The sequence below is a fragment of the Thioclava kandeliae genome, assembly GCF_040297545.1.
In the GTDB taxonomy this organism is placed as follows: Bacteria; Pseudomonadota; Alphaproteobacteria; order Rhodobacterales; family Rhodobacteraceae; genus Thioclava; species Thioclava kandeliae.
The window spans coordinates 20,345-38,309 of the sequence record NZ_JAYWLC010000015.1 but is presented as its reverse complement, the minus strand read 5'-3'; the positions used below and the strand labels follow the sequence as shown (position 1 = coordinate 38,309).

The following is a 17,965-nucleotide window of genomic DNA, read 5'->3' as shown; positions in this document are numbered from 1 at the left end:
CACGCTGTGCCAAGAGTATCACGCCCGCCTGACGCCGGAGGTGGGCGTGATGATGCCTGTTATTGCGGCCGCCGCCGGAGGGTGGCAATGTAGAACCCGTCCATCCCGCCCTTGTCGGCCCAGTAATCGGGACGCAGGCGCAACCCGCCTTCCTCGGTGATCCATGCGGGGTCAATGCCGTCGATGGTCACGGGCACCACCTCCCAGTCGGGATGGCGCTCCAGCGCGCGGCGGATCTGGGTCTCGCCCTCTTCGGGCAGAAGCGAGCAGGTCACATAGGTCAGGCGGCCTTCTGGCGCGAGCCAGCCCATCGCCCGTTCGAGGATCTCTTCCTGCAGCGCGAAAAGCCCCTTGATCGAGGTGCTGTCCTTGATGGCGGGAAGCTCGGGATGGCGGCGGATGGTGCCGGTGGCCGAGCATGGGGCATCAAGCAGGATCGCATCGAAGGGCGCCTCGGGCTCCCAGCCCAGCGCATCGGCGGCGATCACGGTGGCCGTCAGTTTGCACCGCTCGAGGTTCTCGTGCAGGCGCTGCAACCGGCGTTCGGACAGATCGAGCGCGGTTACCTCCGCCCCCATTGCCGCAAGCTGCATGGTCTTACCGCCCGGCGCTGCGCACAAATCGAGAACGCGCATCCCTGCGCTGGGCGCGAGAGCCTTGGCGGCGAGAGAGGCGGCTGCATCCTGCACCCACCAGTCCCCTTCCGCAAAGCCGGGCAGGTCGCGGATCTGGCCGGGCTGATGCAGACGCACCGAGCCCGTGGGCAGGACCTCGCCCTCCAGCCGCTCGGCCCAGTCGGCGGGGTTTTCCTTCACGGAGATATCCACAGGGGCGGGGCGCTGATGGGCCTCTTCCATCTTCTGCACCGTGACCTTGCCATAGGACGACATGAGCCGCCCGCGCAGCCAGCCCGGCAGCTGGCCATAGGGCAGGGTCTCCCAGCGTGCTGTATCCTCGGCCACCTTGCGCAGCACTGCGTTTACCAGCCCCGCGAAGCTGTCGGTGCGCTTGCCGCCCGATTTGCACAGCGTGACGGCCGCATCGACCACCCCATGCGCGGCGCCCCCTTCGGCACAGAGTTCCACCGTTGCCAGACGTAAGAGCGCCATGATGTCGGGGGTGGGCTTGCGGCGCAGGAAGGGCTTGAGCATCTTGTCGGCCCGTTCCATGTGGCGCAGGGTCGAGGTGGCGAGCCTTTGGGCGCGGGCTTTCTCGCCGGGGCTGAGCCCATCGAGCGCGTCCATCGCGATCTGGTCGGCCGGCGACAGATGGTCTTCTAATACACCAACAATCAGGCCAAGGGCCGCGCGACGGGCAGGATCGGGTTTTGCCATGGCTGGCCTCCGGCTTGTGAGGATCGATTTCGCGGCCTATATCAGATGCGTCCCTAAGACAACTCTCATGACAGGAGGTGCCCCATGACAGACGACGTCACTCCGCCCACCGCGCCCAAGCCCGATCTGCCGCCCACGACCCCGCCGATGCCGGAACCGGATCTGCCCACCCCGCCGCCGCCCATGCCCCAGCCCGACCTGCCGCCCGCCGCGCAGCGTGCGCTGGCCGAGGCCGAAGAGCGCCGGCGTCTGGCCAAGGGCGAGGCGCTGCCGACCGAACTGGGGGGGCGCGACGGCCCCGAACCCGTGCGGTATGGCGATTGGGAGAAGAAGGGGATCGCGGTCGATTTCTGATCCGGTTCCGATGTGGCACGTCCGGCGGGGCTTGCGCTTGCCCGCCAAACTGCTAGCCATTTGTGCATGACACATCCTCGCTATACCCGCATCGTCTCTTCCCTGCCTGCCTCGGTGCCTTTTGTGGGCCCCGAAACGCTTGAACGCGAGCGTGGCGCACCCTTTGCCGCCCGTCTTGGCGCGAATGAGAATGGCTTCGGCCCGTCTCCGCGGGCAATTGCGGCAATGGCCGCAGAGGCAGGCGAGGTCTGGAAATATGGCGATAGCACCAGCCTCGAGCTGCGTCAGGCGCTGGCCGCCCATCATGACCGCCCCGAGACCACCATTGTGGTGGGCGAGGGTGTGGACGGGCTTCTGGGCAGCCTCGTGCGGCTGATCATCGAGGCGGGCGATGCCGTGGTGACCTCGGCGGGCGCTTATCCGACGTTCAATTTCCATGTCGAAGGCTTTGGCGGTGTGCTGCATAAAGTGCCCTACAAGGACGATCACGAAGACCCGCAGGCGCTGGTTGCCAAGGCGCGTGAGGTGGGCGCGAAGCTCATCTACATCGCCAATCCCGATAATCCGATGGGCACATGGAATACGGGTGCCGCCATCGAGGCGATGATCGAAGAGATCCCCGAGGGCTGCCTTCTGGTGCTCGACGAGGCCTATATCGAGATGGCCCCCGATGAGGCCGTCCCGCAGGTCGCGGTTGAAGATCCGCGGGTGATCCGTATGCGGACATTCTCCAAACATTACGGGCTGGCAGGCGCGCGGATCGGTTATGCGATGGGCGCAGAGCCGCTGATCGCGCAATTCGAGAAGATCCGCAATCATTTCGGCGTGAACCGGATCGCCCAGGCGGGTGCCTTGGCGGCGCTGAATGACACCACATGGTCGGCCTTCATGAAACGCCTGATCGGTGGCGCGCGGGACCGGATTGCGGAGATCGCCGCCCTGAACGGGCTGATCGCGCTGCCGTCGGCCACCAATTTCGTGGCCATTGATTGCGGGCGCGACGGGGCCTATGCCCGTGCGGTGCTTGCAGAATTGGCCAAGGCCGATGTGTTCGTGCGGATGCCGGGTGTGGCGCCTCAGGATCGCTGTATCCGCATTTCCTGCGGGCCGGATGCCGAGCTGGATCTGCTGGCCAAGGCTCTTCCCGGCGCGCTGGAGCGGGCGGCATCGGCGCTGTAACACGGGCTTTACGTCACGACGCTCTCGCCGAGCAGTGATTTGTGCCGGCGCGGGTTCGGGCCCACATTCGGATGAACCGAGAAGGGAGATCCGAAATGAGCCGTATCCACACAGTCGCGCTCCTGAGCCCCTTGGCCTTTGCCTTGTCCTTCGGGGCCTATGCCGGGGACGCAACCTATCCACAGATCTCGCAGGCGGCGATGGCCACGGCTGACGCCTCGCCTGCGACAGCCGCCTTCCAGCAGGCGCGTGCCCGCATGGTGCGCAACCAGCCACAAGGGTTTAGTGGGAATGTCGATCTGGATTTCGTCCGCCAGATGATCCCGCAGAAGAAAAGCGAGATCGCGATGGCCGAGGTCGTGCGCGACTATGGCGAGGATCCCGCCGTGCGTCAGCGGGCGGGGCAGATGATCAAGGACCAGCAGGCCGATCTGGCATGGCTGCAGAGCTGGATGGCGGCCAATAGCCGCCAAGCCGAGAACAAATAAGCCGCTTAGCGGCTATGGCGGGCGATGACTGCCGCCGCCGCTGCCACACCGCCTGTCCCGTGCGGAATATCGAGGGCCTGTAGCCCTGCTTCCATCGAGGCGATCACCCCCAGCACCATATGCGTGTTCACATGGCCCATATGGGCGACCCGCAGGAAGCTGTCGATCTCGGGCGTGCCTGGCTCTGCCATGCCAAGCCCGATCCCCAAGGTCACACCGGCCTCATTCTCCAGCCATTTGCGCAGGCGTTGGGCATTGCCTCCGCCGAAGCGCGCCGCCGTCACCGAATGGCTGCGCAGGGACGGGTCCGCCACGTTGAGCGCGATATCATGCCCGCCCGCCGACCACGCGTCGAACGCCGCCCAGAGCGCTTCCGACAGGGCCGCATGCCGCGCCCAGACGTTCTCCAGCCCTTCCTCGGCGATCATATCGAGGCTCTCGCGCAGCCCGAACATATGGTGGGTTGGCGAGGTGCCCCCGAAATACTCGTAGACGAATTTCGGGAAGAGGCGCGGTGTCCAGTCCCAGTAGGGAGTGCGCAGATCCGCCGATTTTCCCGCCTCGACCGCTTTGTCGGAGGCGAAGAGGAAGCCGAGACCGGGCGGGACCATCAGCCCCTTCTGGCTGGCGGAGATCATGATATCCACGCCCCAGTCATCCATGCGGAATTCGTCGCAGGCAAGCGAGGCGATGCAGTCCACGGCCAGAAGGGCGGGATGGCCTGCCGCATCGATCGCCGCGCGCATCGCGGGGATGTCGTTGCGGATCGAGGTGGCGGTATCCATATGGGTGACGAAGACGGCCTTGATCTTGTGATCCGTATCGGCACGCAGCGCGGCTTCGAGCTGGCCTGCATCGGCGGGCGCCTTCAGGCCGAAATCCAGCACCTCGACATTGATTCCCATCCGGCGCGCATAATCGGCCCAGCCATGGCCGAACCGGCCTGTCGCCATCACCAGTGCCGTATCCCCGCGCGAGAAGAGATTGGTATTTACCGCTTCCCACAGCCCGTGGCCGTTCGAGATATAGATCCCGCAATGGTATTGGGTCAGCGCGACCTTCTTGAGATCACGCACAAGATCTGCGGCCAGCACCTCGATCTCGCCCTCGTAGATATTGGGGGCAGCCCGGTGCATGGCGCGCAGGACGCGGTCGGGCATGGCGGAGGGGCCGGGAATGGCAAGGTAGGTGCGGCCGTTTGCAAGGCTCATCGGGTGTCTCCCTTTTGTTGGCCTATCGGTAGGAAACCGATCCGGCGGGGTCAATCCGTGCGAATGTGAGCATACAAAACTCCGATCGCTTGCGGTGCAAAACTGCCTAATAGGGAGGCGAACTTGCAGGACCCCCGAGCACTGGGGTAGAACCGCGCCACAAAGCCTCTCGCGCAGGAGCCCAAATGGCCAAGCCCAATATCTATACATCGCGCCATATGGTTGGCCGGATCTGGCGTGAATATCTGCGCTCCCATACGGGCTGGATGGCGATCGCGCTGGTTCTGATGGTCATCGAAGGCTCGACTCTGGGTGCGCTCAGTTGGCTGTTGCAGCCTCTCTTCGACAAGGTGTTCTCCGGCGAACAGCCCGGCCTGATCTACTGGGCGGGGGGCGCGGTCTTCGCGCTTTTCCTCGTGCGGGCTGTTACCTCGATCGCCTCGAAGACGATCATGACCAAGATCTCGCAATCCACCTCCACCGCGATGCAGGTCGATCTGGTGGCGCATGTTCTGCGGCTCGACCAGTCCTTCTATCAGGTCAATCCGCCCGGTGCGCTGATCGAGCGTATCCAAGGCGATACACGGGCGGTGCAGGACATCTGGAAAGCCTTCATCACCGGCGCGGGGCGCGATGCGATCTCGCTTGTCGGGCTCATGGTTGTTGCGCTCAATGTGGATGTGGTGTGGACTCTGGTCGCGATGGTGGGCTTCCCGCTGCTGGTCGCGCCCGCGGTGATGGCGCAGCGCTATGTGCGGCGTAAATCCATGCAAATGCGTGACAGTTCGAGCCAGCGTGCAACGCGGCTGGACGAGATGTTCCACGGGATCAATGCGGTAAAGCTGAACCGGATCGAGGACCAGCAGACGGGACGGTTCCGCGAGTTGGTGAACCTGATCATGGGCCAGCAGATCAAGATGGCTGCCATCAAGGCGCTGATCCCCGCAATGGTGGATATCGTGACGGGGCTGGGGTTCTTCGCCGTGCTGGTGGTGGCGGGGCATGGCATCCTGTCGGGTCAACGGACCGTGGGCGAGTTCATGTCGTTTTTCACCGCGATGACGCTGACCTTCCAGCCGATCCGCCGTCTGGCGGCGGGGACCGGCGCATGGCAAACGGCGGCGGCGAGCCTCGAACGGGTCTATACCCTGTTTGACCTACAGCCTCATGTGGCCACGCCGACGGCACCCGAACCCATGCCCGAGGCGCTGGATATGGTGCTGGACGATGTGACCCTGTCCTATGGGACGACGCAGGTGCTGCACGGGCTGAGCTTTACCGCGAAAGAGGGGCAGACCACCGCGCTTGTTGGGCCATCGGGGGCGGGCAAGAGCACCGTCTTCGCGCTCCTTACGCGGCTTCTGGACGCGGATGGCGGCACGATCAAACTGGGCGGCGCCGATATCCGCCGGCTGGATCTGGGCGAGTTGCGGCAGATGTTTTCAACGGTGGCGCAGGATGCGGCGCTCTTTGACGAGACGATCCGCGAGAATGTGGTTCTGGGACAGGATGTGCCCGCAGCCCGTCTGCAGCAGGCTCTGGACGGGGCCTATGTGACCGAATTCACTCGCGATCTGCCCGATGGAATTGACACGCATGCCGGGCCGCGCGGCTCGGCGCTGTCGGGTGGGCAGCGGCAGCGGGTGGCGATCGCGCGTGCGATCCTGCGTGACGCGCCGATCCTTCTGTTGGACGAGGCGACATCGGCGCTCGATACCGCGTCCGAGAAACGGGTGTCCGAGGCGCTGGACCGGCTGTCGGTGGGGCGCACCACGCTGGTGATCGCGCACAGGCTCTCGACGGTGCGGAATGCCGACAAGATCGTCGTGATCCGTGAGGGGCGCGTCGAGGATGAGGGCACCCATGACGAGCTTCTGGCGCGGGGCGGCACCTATGCCGAGCTTTGCGCCATGCAGCTGGTCGAGTGAGAACATGGACGCAGGCGCCCCGCGCGCCTATATCGGGCACAAAGGAGAGCATCATGAGCCAGCGTAGTATCTACAAGATCAGTGGTCCCGAGCGCGAACATTTCCTGCAAGGTCTGGTCAGCAATGACGTCTCCCGCCTGAAAGACGGGGCGGTCTATGCGGCACTCCTGTCGCCGCAGGGCAAATATCTGGCCGATTTCCTATTGGTGCCATGGGATGATGCGATCCTGCTGGATATTGATGCCAGCATCGCGCCCGCCACGATGCGCCGCCTTGCGATGTATAAGCTGCGCGCGAAGGCAGAGATCGAGGAAACGGAGCTGAAGGTCTATCGCGGCACCTCCGCGCCCGCGCCCGAGGGCGCGGTCATGGATCCGCGTCATCCCGCGCTTGGCTGGCGTCTCTATGGCGAGGCCGAGGGGGATGATGGCAGCGATTTCGACGCGATCCGTGTCGCGCATTGCATCCCCGAGACAGGGATCGAGCTGACGCCCGATACCTTTATCCTCGAGGCCGGTTTCGAGCGCCTGCATGGCGTCGATTTCCGCAAGGGGTGCTATGTGGGGCAGGAGGTCACTGCGCGGATGAAGCACAAGACCGAGTTGCGTAAGGGGCTTGTCTGTGTGGAGGTGACCGGCGCGGCTGCACCGGGCACCGAGATCCGCGCGGGGGAGAAGCCTGCAGGCATACTTTTCACACAGGCGGGCGGCAAGGGAATCGCCTATCTGCGCTTTGATCGCGCGGGCGAGGCGATGCAGGCGGGCGATGCGGTGGTCCGATATTCCTGAAACGGGACTATCTGGCCGGAGCAGGACCGGAATCCCCGGAAATATCACCCTCACTTATCTGTGAGATGGGGGCGTTGTGTTCGGGGCACAGGTGAAAGTTAAATGGTTAACGCCTGCCCTAATGTGACCATACTTATCAAAACTACTAGATGTTGTGTCGCGTAGCTAAAATTCTACACTATTCATACGGGCGAATTCAAGGTATTCGCTTTATGCATGTCAGGTATGATTTGAAGGGCATATCGAATCGTATGCTAAGCGGCCTACATGACCGTCACGCCCGGAAACGCAAGAGCAATAATACAAGGACGGAATAATGCGCGATTTCGTGGATGGCTCCGCATTCAACTATGAACAAGGTCAACGCGCACGGAAGCTGTTTGCTGCCGTCGTTCTGGCGGCTCTGGATGATGCGATTGCCGACGACAAGAAATACGGAAACGGCCCTGAGCAGATCGCTCGTTGGGCACGCTCGCGCGATGGCCGCGAGGTTCTGTCCTGTGCCGGTATCGACCCAAATGAGCGGGTTGTTGGCGGCCTGATGGAATTTGTTTCCAAAGGTATTCGCACCTCGGTGGCGCTGTCGCGCGAGGAAAGCGAACGCCGTATGGCAGCGGAAGAAGCCGAAGCTGCATGATCTGCGGGCCGGTCAGCCGGCCCATCGATCCTACCCCAAAAGACCCCGGCGGTTCAGACGCCGGGGTCTTTTGTCTTTCCGTGGGCCCAATCTGCTTAAAACGCCACGGATCGCGATTTGACGCTTGAAACGTGCCCGAGGCCCGCTAGCCTGTCCCTGAGGAACACGAGGGGGGTGGAATGTCGGAAAAATCCAATCTGAAAGGCGCGCTATACGGTCTTCTGGCCATGGCGATCTATGCGTCGCATGATGCGATTGTGAAGGGGCTGGGCGGGAAGTTTTCGGCCATTCAGATCGTCTTTGTCGCCGCCCTTCTGAGCTTTCCGATCATTTCCTTCATCATGCTTTCGGACAAGAAGGCGGGGCACTTGCGCCCGCTCTATCCGGGCTGGGTTGTTCTGCGCTCCGTCTGCATGATCGTTGCGGGTGTGGCGGCCTTCTATGCCTTCTCCACTCTGCCATTGGCGCAGGTCTACCCGATCCTCTTTGCCACACCGCTTCTGGTGACGATCCTGTCGATCCCGATGCTGGGCGAGACGGTGCGTCTGCGCCGCTGGGCAGCCATCGGGGTGGGGCTTCTGGGGGTGCTCATTGTGGTGCGCCCCGGACAGTCGGATCTGGAGCTGGGGCATCTGGCGGCGGTCGTGGCCTCCTTCTGCACGGCCATGGCCTCGGTCATCGTGCGCAAAGTGGGCTCGGAAGAGCGGTCTATCGTGCTGCTCATCTATCCGATGATGGGCAATTTCCTCGCGATGGGCGCGGCCCTTCCCCTCGTCTATGTGCCGATGGAGATTAGCGAATTCGCCCTGATGGGCCTGATCGCCCTCTTCGGGCTGATCGCGAGCTTCATTACCATTCTCGCCTATCGCGAGGGCGAGGCGGTCATTGTGGCTCCCATGCAATATAGCCAGATCATCTGGGCTGTTATCTTCGGTTATCTCTTCTTCGGCGAGGGCGTGGATGCGGCAACGGTCATCGGGGCGGGCGTCGTCATTGCCTCGGGCGTCTATATGGTGCTGCGCGAGAAGTCCTCGGGCACTTCCGAGAACAAGCCGATCACCAACACCCGTCACCGCCTCGAGATGCCCTACGCGCCGCGCTCCTCGCTCTTCGGGCGTATCCTGAAACGGTCCTCCATCCCGCTGACGGAGCGCTCCGCGCGGGTGCGTTAAACAAAATGGGTTCCGGGCACGATTTCCTCTTGATCTTGCTTGGGCGGAGCGATACATCCCCGCCCACGGTCGGAGCGTAGCGCAGCCTGGTAGCGCACCTGCTTCGGGAGCAGGGGGTCGGAGGTTCGAATCCTCTCGCTCCGACCATTTTCCCGAATATCCATCAGTTGTTGGCGTCTTCCTGAGCTATGTCACGTCCGCATGGGCACTTGGATATTTTACGCCTCGGGCCGGCTGTCAGCGCCCGCTTTTCGGGCGTCGGCCGGATTGGCTTTCCGCTTCCTTTTATCTTGATTCAGATTGCGCAGGCATTGCGCTAGGATGGCTTGCAGAAAAACTGTAAACCTCTTCAGGATAGTGTGTGGCGTAGCAACTGCCACCTTGTAACTCAAACTTGCTTGGTATACATCGGCATACTAAAGGCTTGTGGCGACTCGGCAGGTGTTTAGCGGCCAGCGTTCAAGCGTGAAACGATAGCGACATCTAGGGACCGTCATGAGCTTGTACACAGACTACCTAACCGAGATCGAAACCCGTAAAGGCGAAGGCCTGCACCCCAAGCCCATCGACGATGGTGCGCTGGTGGCGGAGCTTATCGAGCAGATCAAGGACGAGGGCAACGCCTACCGCGAAGACTCGCTGAAGTTCTTCATCTACAACACCTTGCCGGGCACGACGCCGGCTGCGGGTGTGAAGGCGAAGTTCCTCAAGGAAATCATTCTGGGCGAGGCCAAAGTCGCCGAGATCACCCCCGATTTCGCTTTCGAGCTACTGTCGCACATGAAGGGCGGCCCGTCGATGGAAGTGCTGCTGGATCTGGCGCTTGGCGCGGATGCCGACATTGCCGCCAAAGCGGGCGAGGTCCTGAAGACGCAGGTCTTCCTCTATGATGCCGATATGGCGCGGCTGGCCGATGCCTATAAGGCGGGTAACACCGTCGCCAAGGATGTTCTGGAAAGCTATGCCAAAGCCGAGTTTTTCACCAAGCTCCCCGATATCGAGGAAGAAGTGAAGCTCGTCACTTATATCGCCGCCGAAGGCGATATTTCGACGGACCTTCTGTCGCCGGGCAATCAGGCGCATTCGCGCTCGGACCGCGAGCTGCACGGCAAGTGCATGATCTCGGAGACCGCGCAGAAGGAGATCGAGGCGCTCAAGCTTCAGCACCCCGACAAGCGCGTCATGCTGATCGCGGAAAAGGGCACCATGGGTGTGGGCTCCTCGCGTATGTCGGGCGTCAACAACGTGGCGCTGTGGACCGGTAAGCCGACCTCGCCCTACGTTCCCTTCGTGAACTACGCGCCGGTTGTTGCCGGCACCAACGGCATCTCGCCGATCTTCCTGACCACCGTTGGCGTGACCGGCGGGATCGGCCTCGACCTGAAGAACTGGGTCAAGAAAACCGACGCCGATGGCAAGCCGGTTCTGAACAACGAGGGCAACCCCGTTCTGGAACAGAAATACTCGGTCGCCACCGGCACTGTTCTGAAAATCGATACCAAGGCCAAAAAGCTGCTGAGCGAGGATGGCGAAGAGCTGGTGGATGTGTCCTCCGCCTTCACCGCGCCGAAGGTCGAGTTCATGAAGGCGGGCAGCTCCTATGCTGTGGTCTTCGGTAAGAAGCTACAGACGTTTGCGGCAGAAACGCTGGGCGTTGAGGCGGCTCCGGTCTTCGCGCCCTCGAAAGAAGTCTCGATCGAGGGGCAGGGCCTGACGGCTGTGGAAAAAATCTTCAACGCCAATGCCGTGGGTGTGGAAAAGGGCAAGACCCTGCATGCCGGTTCGGATGTGCGCGTGAAGGTCAATATCGTTGGTTCGCAAGACACCACCGGCCTGATGACCGCGCAGGAACTGGAATCGATGGCCGCGACCGTGATCTCGCCGGTTGTGGATGGCGCCTATCAGTCGGGCTGCCACACTGCGTCTGTCTGGGATAAAAAAGCGCAAGCCAACATTCCGAAGCTCATGTCCTTCATGAACAACTTCGGCGTTGTCACCGCGCGTGACCCCAAAGGCGAATACCACGCCATGACCGACGTTATCCATAAAGTGCTGAACGACATCACCGTCAGCGACTGGGATATCATCGTCGGCGGCGACAGCCACACCCGTATGTCCAAAGGCGTGGCCTTCGGGGCGGATTCGGGCACTGTGGCGCTGGCGCTGGCCACCGGCGAAGCCACCATGCCGATCCCTGAATCGGTCAAGGTGACCTTCAAGGGCCAGATGAAAGATTACATGGACTTCCGCGATGTGGTGCACGCCACCCAGGCGCAGATGCTCCAGCAATTCGGCGATAACGTCTTCCAGGGCCGCATCATCGAAGTGCATATCGGCACGCTTCTGGCCGACCAGGCCTTCACCTTCACCGACTGGACGGCAGAGATGAAGGCGAAAGCCTCGATCTGTATCTCCAACGATGACGTGCTGATCGGCTCGCTGGAACTGGCGAAATCGCGCATCCAGGTCATGATCAACAAGGGCATGGATAACGAGGCCAAGACCCTGCAAGGTCTGATCGACAAGGCCGATAAGCGTATCGCCGAGATCCAGTCGGGCGCGAAACCGGCCCTGAAACCCGACGCCAATGCGAAATATTTCGCGGAAGTCGTCGTGGATCTGGACCTGATCGACGAGCCGATGATCGCCGACCCCGATGTGAACAACGCCGATGTCTCGCGCCGCTACACCCACGACACTATCCGTCCGGTCTCCTATTACGGTGCCGAGAAAAAGGTCGATCTGGGCTTTGTCGGCTCGTGCATGGTGCATAAGGGCGATATGAAGATCGTGGCGCAGATGCTCAAGAACCTCGAGAAGGAAAAGGGCAAGGTCGAGTTCAATGCCCCTCTCGTGGTGGCCGCGCCGACCTATAACATCATCGACGAGCTGAAAGCCGAAGGTGACTGGGATATCCTGCAGAAATATTCGGGCTTCGAGTTCGACGATCTCTTCCCGAAAGCCGAAGCGCGCAAGGAATACGAGAATATCATGTATCTCGAGCGCCCCGGCTGTAACCTCTGCATGGGCAACCAGGAGAAAGCCGCGAAAGGTGATACTGTTCTGGCTACCTCGACCCGCCTGTTCCAGGGTCGTGTCGTGGAAGACAGCGCCGAGAAGAAGGGCGAGTCGCTTCTGGCATCGACCCCTGTCGTGGTTCTGTCGGCAATCCTTGGCCGCACGCCCACCCTCGACGAATACAAGAAAGCCGTCGAAGGTATCGACCTGACCAAATTCGCGCCGCCGCTGGAAAAACCGGCCGATGCGAAATCGGTCCATTTCTAAGGCCGGACCTGCGGGAACGGATTGTGTGAAAGGGCGGAGCTACGGCTCCGCCCTTTTTACATGCGCGATCAATAGCCATCGTAAGGCGATCGCGGTGAAGCGGTGTGATGGGATGAGTGTGAGGAAGAGGGAAGTTGGTGACCCCGACAGGATTTGAACCTGTAACCTGCCCCTTAGGAGGGGGCTGCTCTATCCAGTTGAGCCACGGGGCCCCGATTGTTCTGAGGCAGGGACTTGATGCCCTGAAACAGGTGCCGGTTTCAAGCCTATTTCCACGGCGGTCTTCGCAGGATGTGCTGAACAGGTAGGGGAAAAATGAAAAGAGGAAGCGAATTGGCCCACCGCTTCCTCTTTGCTTCAGCATACCCGCGATCGGAGTCTACACGCGGTTTTGCCTATATCAGTCAGGGCTTTTAGAGTCTTCGCCCTTCCTGTTATCGCTAACATAGCGCGGCTGTTGCCCTTGCGCAAGACAAATATTTGGCGCTAACAAGAATAAACAGCTTTTGAGGACATGCCCGTGACCAGAACGCCCAATGATACGCGACGCCCGCTGACCCTGCGCGATGTGTCCGAAGCCTCCGGCGTGTCCGAGATGACGGTCAGCCGTGTGCTGCGCAATCGTGGCGATGTCTCGGCCAGCACGCGGGCGCGGGTTCTGGAGGCGGCCAAGAGCCTTGGCTATGTGCCCAACAAGATCGCGGGTGCGCTTGCCTCGCAACGGGTCAATCTTGTGGGGGTGATCATCCCGTCCCTCGGCAATCTCGTTTTCCCCGAGGTGCTTGCGGGGATTTCCGACGGGCTCGAGGGCAGCGGCCTGCAACCTGTTGTGGGCGTGACCGATTATTCGCCCGAGAAAGAGGAAAGCGTTCTTTACGAGATGCTGTCTTGGCGCCCGTCAGGGGTGATCATCGCGGGGCTCGAGCATAGCGAGGCGGCACAGGCGATGCTGGAAAACGCCGGCATTCCGGTGGTCGAGATCATGGATGCCGATGGCGAGGGCGTTGATTCCGTTGTGGGGATCTCGCATCGCCGCGCAGGGCTGCAGATGGCCGAGGCGATCGTTGCGGCAGGCTACAAGAAGATCGGCTTCCTTGGCTCCAAGATGCCCGAGGACCACCGCGCACGGAAGCGTTTCGAAGGCTTCAAGGAAGGGCTCGCCGCAGCGGGTCTCGCAATCTCGGATGAGGAATTCTATGGCGGTGGCTCGGCGCTCGCCAAGGGGCGCGAGATGACCCAGGCCATCCTGACACGCTCGCCCGATCTCGATTTCCTCTATTACTCGAACGACATGATCGGGGCAGGCGGCATGCTCTGGTGCCTTGATAACGGCTATGACGTGCCGGGTCAGATCGGGATGGCGGGGTTCAACGGGTTGCGTCTTCTTGATGGATTCTCGCGCCGTCTGGCGACGATGGATTCCTGCCGCCGCGAGATCGGGCTGAAGGCGGCCGAGATCATTGCCGGCGTGCCCCATAGCGGGATGATCGGCGGCGAGAAAATCGTGCTGGAGCCGGTGCTGCAGCCCGGCGATACGATCCGCAAAGCCTGATTAGAACGCCTCGAGCAGGCTGTTATGGCGCGCGACAAACGCCTCGCGCGTCTCGCGCGGCGGGCGTAGCTGGAGCCGGAGCTGTTCTGCCAGCGCGGGTTTGACCTTGCCGAAGATCTTGTCGGCCTCTTCCGTGGAAAAGCCGGCAATCCGCTCTGCCTCGAGCCGTGCCGAGACGATATCGGCCCGCTTGATCTGGCGCTTGAGCTGCTGGCTGATCTGCGCGGGCAGGCCGAAGCGCAGATGGATCGCCGCTGTCAGCCGAGCATCAAGCATGCCGTAATCCTGCCCTATTGCCGCTTTCACCGGCGAAATCATATCGCCCAGCACATATTCGGGCGCATCATGCAGAAGGGCGGCGAGCCGCTCTCTGGGCGGTGCCTTGGGATAGAGAAGTCCGAAGATCTCCTCGACGAGGATGGAATGCTCGGCCACCGAATAGGCCCAGTCCCCCATGGTTTGCCCGTTCCAGCGCGCCACGAAGGACAGCCCGTGGGCAATATCCTCGATCTCGATATCCACAGGTGTCGGGTCCAAGAGATCCAGCCTGCGCCCCGAGAGCATCCTTTGCCATGCGCGTTTCATTTGATCACCGTCAGATCGGTGGGGAAGCGGGCAAGATAGCGGGCGATCGCCTTCGAGGAGAGAAGATGCTTGATCAGCATCTTGCGCATGCGCGCACCATCAGGGGGCAGCTGCGCCTCGGGGATGTGGCAATCGCCATGCTCGGGGAAATGGGTGCGGATGAAGCGGCTGTAATGCTGGCGGAAGCGGGGCGGGAATTGCCCGTCCTTGTCCTTCCACGGTTTGGAATTTCCGATGAAATGGATGACATTCGGCCCCTGCACATCGCAGAAGAACCGCGCCGCCCAGCTATATTGCCAGTTCCAGAACGGGCTGAGTTCGGCCCAGTTGCCCTGTAGCACGGAATTATAAAGGTTCTGGTCGTGGCGGATCATCCGCGGGGCTTCGCGGCGCCCCAGATCCAGACAGGCCTCCAGAAGCCCGCTCGCGATATAGTTGGCCACATCCATCAATAGGACACCGGCGTTGAAATAGGGCGCAGCCGGCAGACCGAGTCGCTTGAACTGGGTCGCGCGGCGACCCGGGCTGCGCCACTGGATATTGTCGCGCACGGCCCCCAGAGGCCGGTCGCCCAGATCGGCCGCCATCAGCGCCGAGAAATCCCCGCCCTGCACATAGATATCGGAATCCATATAGAGGATGCGCTCATAGTCGTCGGCCAGCGCCTGCGGCAGCGCGAGGCGCAGATAGACGTCATGGCTTTTGCCCGCGTCCAGCCGGAGTCCCTCGAACATCGTGCCGATATCGACCTTCAGCAAACGGATGCCCAAATGTGCAAGGCTCTCGGGGATGGTGACGGGACGCTCGTTGAAGGCGATGCAGATATCGAAATCATGGGTCGGCGTCGAGTGCAGGATCTGCTCTGCCGCGAGCGCCGCGTAAGGCAGATAGCCATTGTCACAGCAGAAGATGATGGCTTTGCGATGGGTTGCGGGCCGGTTGGCGTTTACCTTTATTGTCACTATTTTCTCCCGCAGGCCCTATGACGTTAACGTCACTTAACCCATTTAAAATCACTCGGGCCCTATGGTCGATCCAAGCGCCGGGCGGCTGATGGCTCCCATCGGGCTGGTCGGGATTATCAGGTTTTTACACGCTAGGGGAAGACCTCTTCCACGCGGCGCATATGTGGCGCTGCGGGAGAGCTTTGTGCCTGATTCAGGCCGGATATGACGTCAAACCAGCAATTCGGGAACAAATACGGACACGGCGCGTTGAGGTCACGAACAGGACGTAAGGAGGAACATCATGCGCCTCGGCCCGAAGAAAATTGCAGCACTCACCGCCGCTTCCGCTCTTGCGGTGGCACTTCCCGTTACGGTCGCCATGTCCAAGGTCAATGGCATAGGCCCGATCGAGATGGAGATTCCGCAGATCGGAACGGCAGCAGCGCAGGCCGAGCCAGCAACTGCACATGATGTTCAGGATGTTGCCTATCAGGGTGATATGGGGGAGGCCGATATGGGCCGCCCGATGGATGGTCCGATGGGGCCGATCTATGGCAATGGCGATCTGTCGCTCTTTGACGAGATCCAGCAGATCGGCGATGATCAGGTCACCAATGTTCCATATTGCGACCAGCCGGTCACGCTCGACGCGACCCTCAACCATGATTTCGCCGAGAATATGCGCATGGAACGCAAGATTGGCGATCAACGCTCGATTGAGTTCTGGGCCTCCGATGTGATGGGCACATGGACTGCCATCTACAATCGCGCGGATGGTGTGGCCTGCGTGCTGTCCTCGGGTATGGATTGGGAGCGTGGAGACAGCCCCGTTGCTATGCTCGAAAGCGCCGAAATTCTTCCCGTTAAGGGATAAGTGACCACGTTAATTGTCGGCGTTCAATTGCCGAAAGCCAGCCTGAGTGCTAGGTAGGCTTCCAACAGATATAAGTTGGGAGCCGACCATGGCTGATTATGCGATCAAGGACATCGCTCTGGCACCGTACGGGCGCAAAGAGCTGGACATTGCTGAAACCGAAATGCCGGGCCTGATGGCCTGCCGTAGCGAATTTGGCGCATCCAAGCCGCTCAAGGGCGCGCGTATCGTCGGGTCGCTCCATATGACCATTCAGACAGCCGTGCTGATCGAGACCCTTGTGGCTCTTGGCGCGGATGTCCGCTGGGCTTCGTGCAACATCTTCTCGACCCAAGATCACGCGGCAGCGGCCATTGCCGAGTCCGGTGTTCCGGTCTTTGCCGTCAAAGGCCAGTCGCTGGAAGAGCACTGGGATTATCTTGACCGCTCCTTCCAGTTCCCTGAAGGCGCCAATATGATCCTCGATGATGGTGGTGACGCGACGCTCTACGTTCTGCTTGGCGCGCGCGCCGAGGCGGGCGAGGACATCATTCCCGTGCCGCAATCGGAAGAGGAAGCCGTTATCAAGGCGCAAATCAAAAAGCGTATGGAGCAATCCCCGGGCTGGTTCACCAAGACCCGCGACGCGATCAAGGGTGTGTCGGAAGAGACCACCACCGGCGTGCACCGCCTCTATGATCTGCACAAGAAGGGCCAGCTTCCCTTCCCCGCGATCAATGTCAACGACTCCGTCACCAAGTCGAAATTCGACAATAAATACGGCTGTAAGGAATCGCTCGTGGACGGCATCCGCCGCGCGACCGATGTGATGATGGCGGGTAAGGTCGCTGTTGTCTGCGGTTATGGCGATGTGGGTAAAGGATCGGCAGCCTCGCTGCGTGGTGCAGGTGCCCGCGTGAAGGTGACCGAAGTCGACCCGATCTGCGCGCTTCAGGCCGCGATGGACGGGTTCGAGGTCGTGCTGCTGGAAGACGTGATCGCTGATGTGGATATCGTCATCACCACCACCGGCAACAAGGACATTGTCCGCATCGAGCATATGCGCGAGATGAAGGATATGGCGATCCTCGGCAATATCGGTCACTTCGATAACGAGATCCAGGTTGCGGCTCTGAAGAACCACAAATGGACCAATATCAAGGAACAGGTGGATATGATCGAGATGCCCTCGGGCAACCGTATCATCCTTCTGTCCGAAGGCCGCTTGCTGAACCTCGGGAACGCGACCGGTCACCCGTCCTTCGTGATGTCGGCCTCCTTCACCAACCAGGTTCTGGCGCAGATCGAGCTGTGGACAAAGGGCGAGGACTATCAGCCGGGCGTCTACATCCTGCCCAAGGCGCTCGACGAGAAGGTCGCCCGTCTGCATCTGGCGCGGATTGGCGTGAAGCTGACCGAACTGAAGCCCGATCAGGCCGAATATATCGGTGTAACGGTAGAGGGCCCCTATAAGCCCGAGCATTACCGTTACTGATCTATCGATCAGATGATCCCGAAGCCCCGGTTCGCGCCGGGGCTTTTTCTTTGGAGGCAAACGACGCCGTGTAACAACGAGAAGATGATCGGTCCGGTCGGGCGGACGGGGTTGACGCGGCGGGCGGCAGGCTGGATTGTGGGCGAAATTTCGTTGA

15 protein-coding genes and 2 tRNA genes are annotated in these 17,965 nt (G+C 61.3%); 12 read left to right on the top strand and 5 right to left on the bottom strand.

Annotated elements, in window-relative coordinates:
- Nucleotides 1-59 precede the first annotated feature (59 nt).
- On the bottom strand, nt 60-1,334 hold the full coding sequence (locus tag VSX56_RS15270) for an RsmB/NOP family class I SAM-dependent RNA methyltransferase (RefSeq protein WP_350938385.1): 1,275 nt from the start codon (nt 1,332-1,334) through the stop codon (nt 60-62).
- 84 nt (nt 1,335-1,418) lie between these two features.
- On the opposite strand from VSX56_RS15270, the gene VSX56_RS15265 reads away from it, so the two are divergent.
- The 3 genes from VSX56_RS15265 (at nt 1,419) to VSX56_RS15255 (ending at nt 3,355) form a co-directional block, all read left to right on the top strand.
- Entirely contained in the window at nt 1,419-1,688 is a 270-nt protein-coding gene (locus VSX56_RS15265) for a DUF1674 domain-containing protein (protein ID WP_434096044.1), read from the top strand.
- 66 nt (nt 1,689-1,754) lie between these two features.
- Nucleotides 1,755-2,867 (top strand): pyridoxal phosphate-dependent aminotransferase, encoded by a 1,113-nt coding sequence (locus tag VSX56_RS15260; RefSeq protein ID WP_350938383.1) that lies wholly within the window; start codon nt 1,755-1,757, stop codon nt 2,865-2,867.
- Nucleotides 2,868-2,962: 95 nt separating this feature from the next.
- Nucleotides 2,963-3,355: a DUF305 domain-containing protein gene (locus VSX56_RS15255; RefSeq protein ID WP_339113797.1), complete on the top strand. Its 393-nt coding sequence runs from the start codon at nt 2,963-2,965 to the stop codon at nt 3,353-3,355.
- A gap of 5 nt (nt 3,356-3,360) precedes the next feature.
- Here VSX56_RS15255 and VSX56_RS15250 read toward each other — a convergent pair whose 3' ends face one another.
- Nucleotides 3,361-4,566 (bottom strand): pyridoxal-phosphate-dependent aminotransferase family protein, encoded by a 1,206-nt coding sequence (locus tag VSX56_RS15250; protein WP_339113796.1) that lies wholly within the window; start codon nt 4,564-4,566, stop codon nt 3,361-3,363.
- 185 nt (nt 4,567-4,751) lie between these two features.
- Between VSX56_RS15250 and VSX56_RS15245 the strand changes: the two genes are divergently transcribed.
- The 6 genes from VSX56_RS15245 to VSX56_RS15220 all read left to right on the top strand — a co-directional run bounded on the left by VSX56_RS15245 (nt 4,752) and on the right by VSX56_RS15220 (nt 12,376).
- Nucleotides 4,752-6,494 carry an ABC transporter ATP-binding protein gene (locus VSX56_RS15245; RefSeq protein ID WP_350938379.1) on the top strand — a complete coding sequence of 581 codons (1,743 nt, stop codon included), beginning with the start codon at nt 4,752-4,754 and terminating at the stop codon, nt 6,492-6,494.
- Between the two features lie 53 nt (nt 6,495-6,547).
- Nucleotides 6,548-7,282, top strand: coding sequence for a CAF17-like 4Fe-4S cluster assembly/insertion protein YgfZ (gene ygfZ, locus VSX56_RS15240; RefSeq protein WP_350938377.1), 735 nt, complete (start codon nt 6,548-6,550; stop codon nt 7,280-7,282).
- A gap of 316 nt (nt 7,283-7,598) precedes the next feature.
- The gene (locus tag VSX56_RS15235) at nt 7,599-7,919 is read left to right on the top strand and encodes a DUF6280 family protein (protein ID WP_339113793.1); all 321 of its coding nucleotides are present in this window, start codon (nt 7,599-7,601) and stop codon (nt 7,917-7,919) included.
- 179 nt (nt 7,920-8,098) lie between these two features.
- A complete protein-coding gene (locus VSX56_RS15230; RefSeq protein ID WP_350938374.1) occupies nt 8,099-9,091 on the top strand; it encodes a DMT family transporter in 993 nt (330 codons plus the stop codon).
- Between the two features lie 70 nt (nt 9,092-9,161).
- Nucleotides 9,162-9,238, top strand: a tRNA-Pro gene (locus tag VSX56_RS15225).
- A 348-nt stretch (nt 9,239-9,586) separates the two neighbouring features.
- A complete protein-coding gene (locus VSX56_RS15220) occupies nt 9,587-12,376 on the top strand; it encodes a bifunctional aconitate hydratase 2/2-methylisocitrate dehydratase (RefSeq protein WP_350938372.1) in 2,790 nt (929 codons plus the stop codon).
- Nucleotides 12,377-12,511: 135 nt separating this feature from the next.
- Here the strand turns inward: VSX56_RS15220 and VSX56_RS15215 are convergent.
- Nucleotides 12,512-12,588 (bottom strand) — tRNA-Arg (locus VSX56_RS15215).
- A gap of 302 nt (nt 12,589-12,890) precedes the next feature.
- Here VSX56_RS15215 and VSX56_RS15210 point away from each other — a divergent pair.
- On the top strand, nt 12,891-13,928 hold the full coding sequence (locus VSX56_RS15210) for a LacI family DNA-binding transcriptional regulator (RefSeq protein ID WP_350938370.1): 1,038 nt from the start codon (nt 12,891-12,893) through the stop codon (nt 13,926-13,928).
- Here the strand turns inward: VSX56_RS15210 and VSX56_RS15205 are convergent, their stop codons facing one another.
- A complete protein-coding gene (locus VSX56_RS15205; protein WP_339113778.1) occupies nt 13,929-14,513 on the bottom strand; it encodes an HD domain-containing protein in 585 nt (194 codons plus the stop codon).
- Nucleotides 14,510-15,475 carry a glycosyltransferase family 8 protein gene (locus VSX56_RS15200; protein WP_350938368.1) on the bottom strand — a complete coding sequence of 322 codons (966 nt, stop codon included), beginning with the start codon at nt 15,473-15,475 and terminating at the stop codon, nt 14,510-14,512. The genes VSX56_RS15205 and VSX56_RS15200 overlap by 4 nt, the downstream gene beginning before the upstream one ends.
- A gap of 286 nt (nt 15,476-15,761) precedes the next feature.
- Here VSX56_RS15200 and VSX56_RS15195 point away from each other — a divergent pair, with 286 nt between their 5' ends.
- Nucleotides 15,762-16,334: a hypothetical protein gene (locus VSX56_RS15195; RefSeq protein ID WP_350938366.1), complete on the top strand. Its 573-nt coding sequence runs from the start codon at nt 15,762-15,764 to the stop codon at nt 16,332-16,334.
- A gap of 88 nt (nt 16,335-16,422) precedes the next feature.
- The gene (ahcY, locus tag VSX56_RS15190; protein ID WP_339113775.1) at nt 16,423-17,808 is read left to right on the top strand and encodes an adenosylhomocysteinase; all 1,386 of its coding nucleotides are present in this window, start codon (nt 16,423-16,425) and stop codon (nt 17,806-17,808) included.
- The last annotated feature ends 157 nt before the right edge of the window (nt 17,809-17,965 follow it).

Bases quoted from the DNA above. Each gene is read 5' to 3' on its own strand.
- VSX56_RS15270 (WP_350938385.1), bottom strand. From the start codon at position 1,334: ATGGCAAAACCCGATCCTGCCCGTCGCGCGGCCCTTGGCCTGATTGTT.
- VSX56_RS15265 (WP_434096044.1), top strand. From the start codon at position 1,419: ATGACAGACGACGTCACTCCGCCCACCGCGCCCAAGCCCGATCTGCCG.
- VSX56_RS15260 (WP_350938383.1), top strand. From the start codon at position 1,755: ATGACACATCCTCGCTATACCCGCATCGTCTCTTCCCTGCCTGCCTCG.
- VSX56_RS15255 (WP_339113797.1), top strand. From the start codon at position 2,963: ATGAGCCGTATCCACACAGTCGCGCTCCTGAGCCCCTTGGCCTTTGCC.
- VSX56_RS15250 (WP_339113796.1), bottom strand. From the start codon at position 4,566: ATGAGCCTTGCAAACGGCCGCACCTACCTTGCCATTCCCGGCCCCTCC.
- VSX56_RS15245 (WP_350938379.1), top strand. From the start codon at position 4,752: ATGGCCAAGCCCAATATCTATACATCGCGCCATATGGTTGGCCGGATC.
- ygfZ (WP_350938377.1), top strand. From the start codon at position 6,548: ATGAGCCAGCGTAGTATCTACAAGATCAGTGGTCCCGAGCGCGAACAT.
- VSX56_RS15235 (WP_339113793.1), top strand. From the start codon at position 7,599: ATGCGCGATTTCGTGGATGGCTCCGCATTCAACTATGAACAAGGTCAA.
- VSX56_RS15230 (WP_350938374.1), top strand. From the start codon at position 8,099: ATGTCGGAAAAATCCAATCTGAAAGGCGCGCTATACGGTCTTCTGGCC.
- VSX56_RS15220 (WP_350938372.1), top strand. From the start codon at position 9,587: ATGAGCTTGTACACAGACTACCTAACCGAGATCGAAACCCGTAAAGGC.
- VSX56_RS15210 (WP_350938370.1), top strand. From the start codon at position 12,891: ATGCCCGTGACCAGAACGCCCAATGATACGCGACGCCCGCTGACCCTG.
- VSX56_RS15205 (WP_339113778.1), bottom strand. From the start codon at position 14,513: ATGAAACGCGCATGGCAAAGGATGCTCTCGGGGCGCAGGCTGGATCTC.
- VSX56_RS15195 (WP_350938366.1), top strand. From the start codon at position 15,762: ATGCGCCTCGGCCCGAAGAAAATTGCAGCACTCACCGCCGCTTCCGCT.
- ahcY (WP_339113775.1), top strand. From the start codon at position 16,423: ATGGCTGATTATGCGATCAAGGACATCGCTCTGGCACCGTACGGGCGC.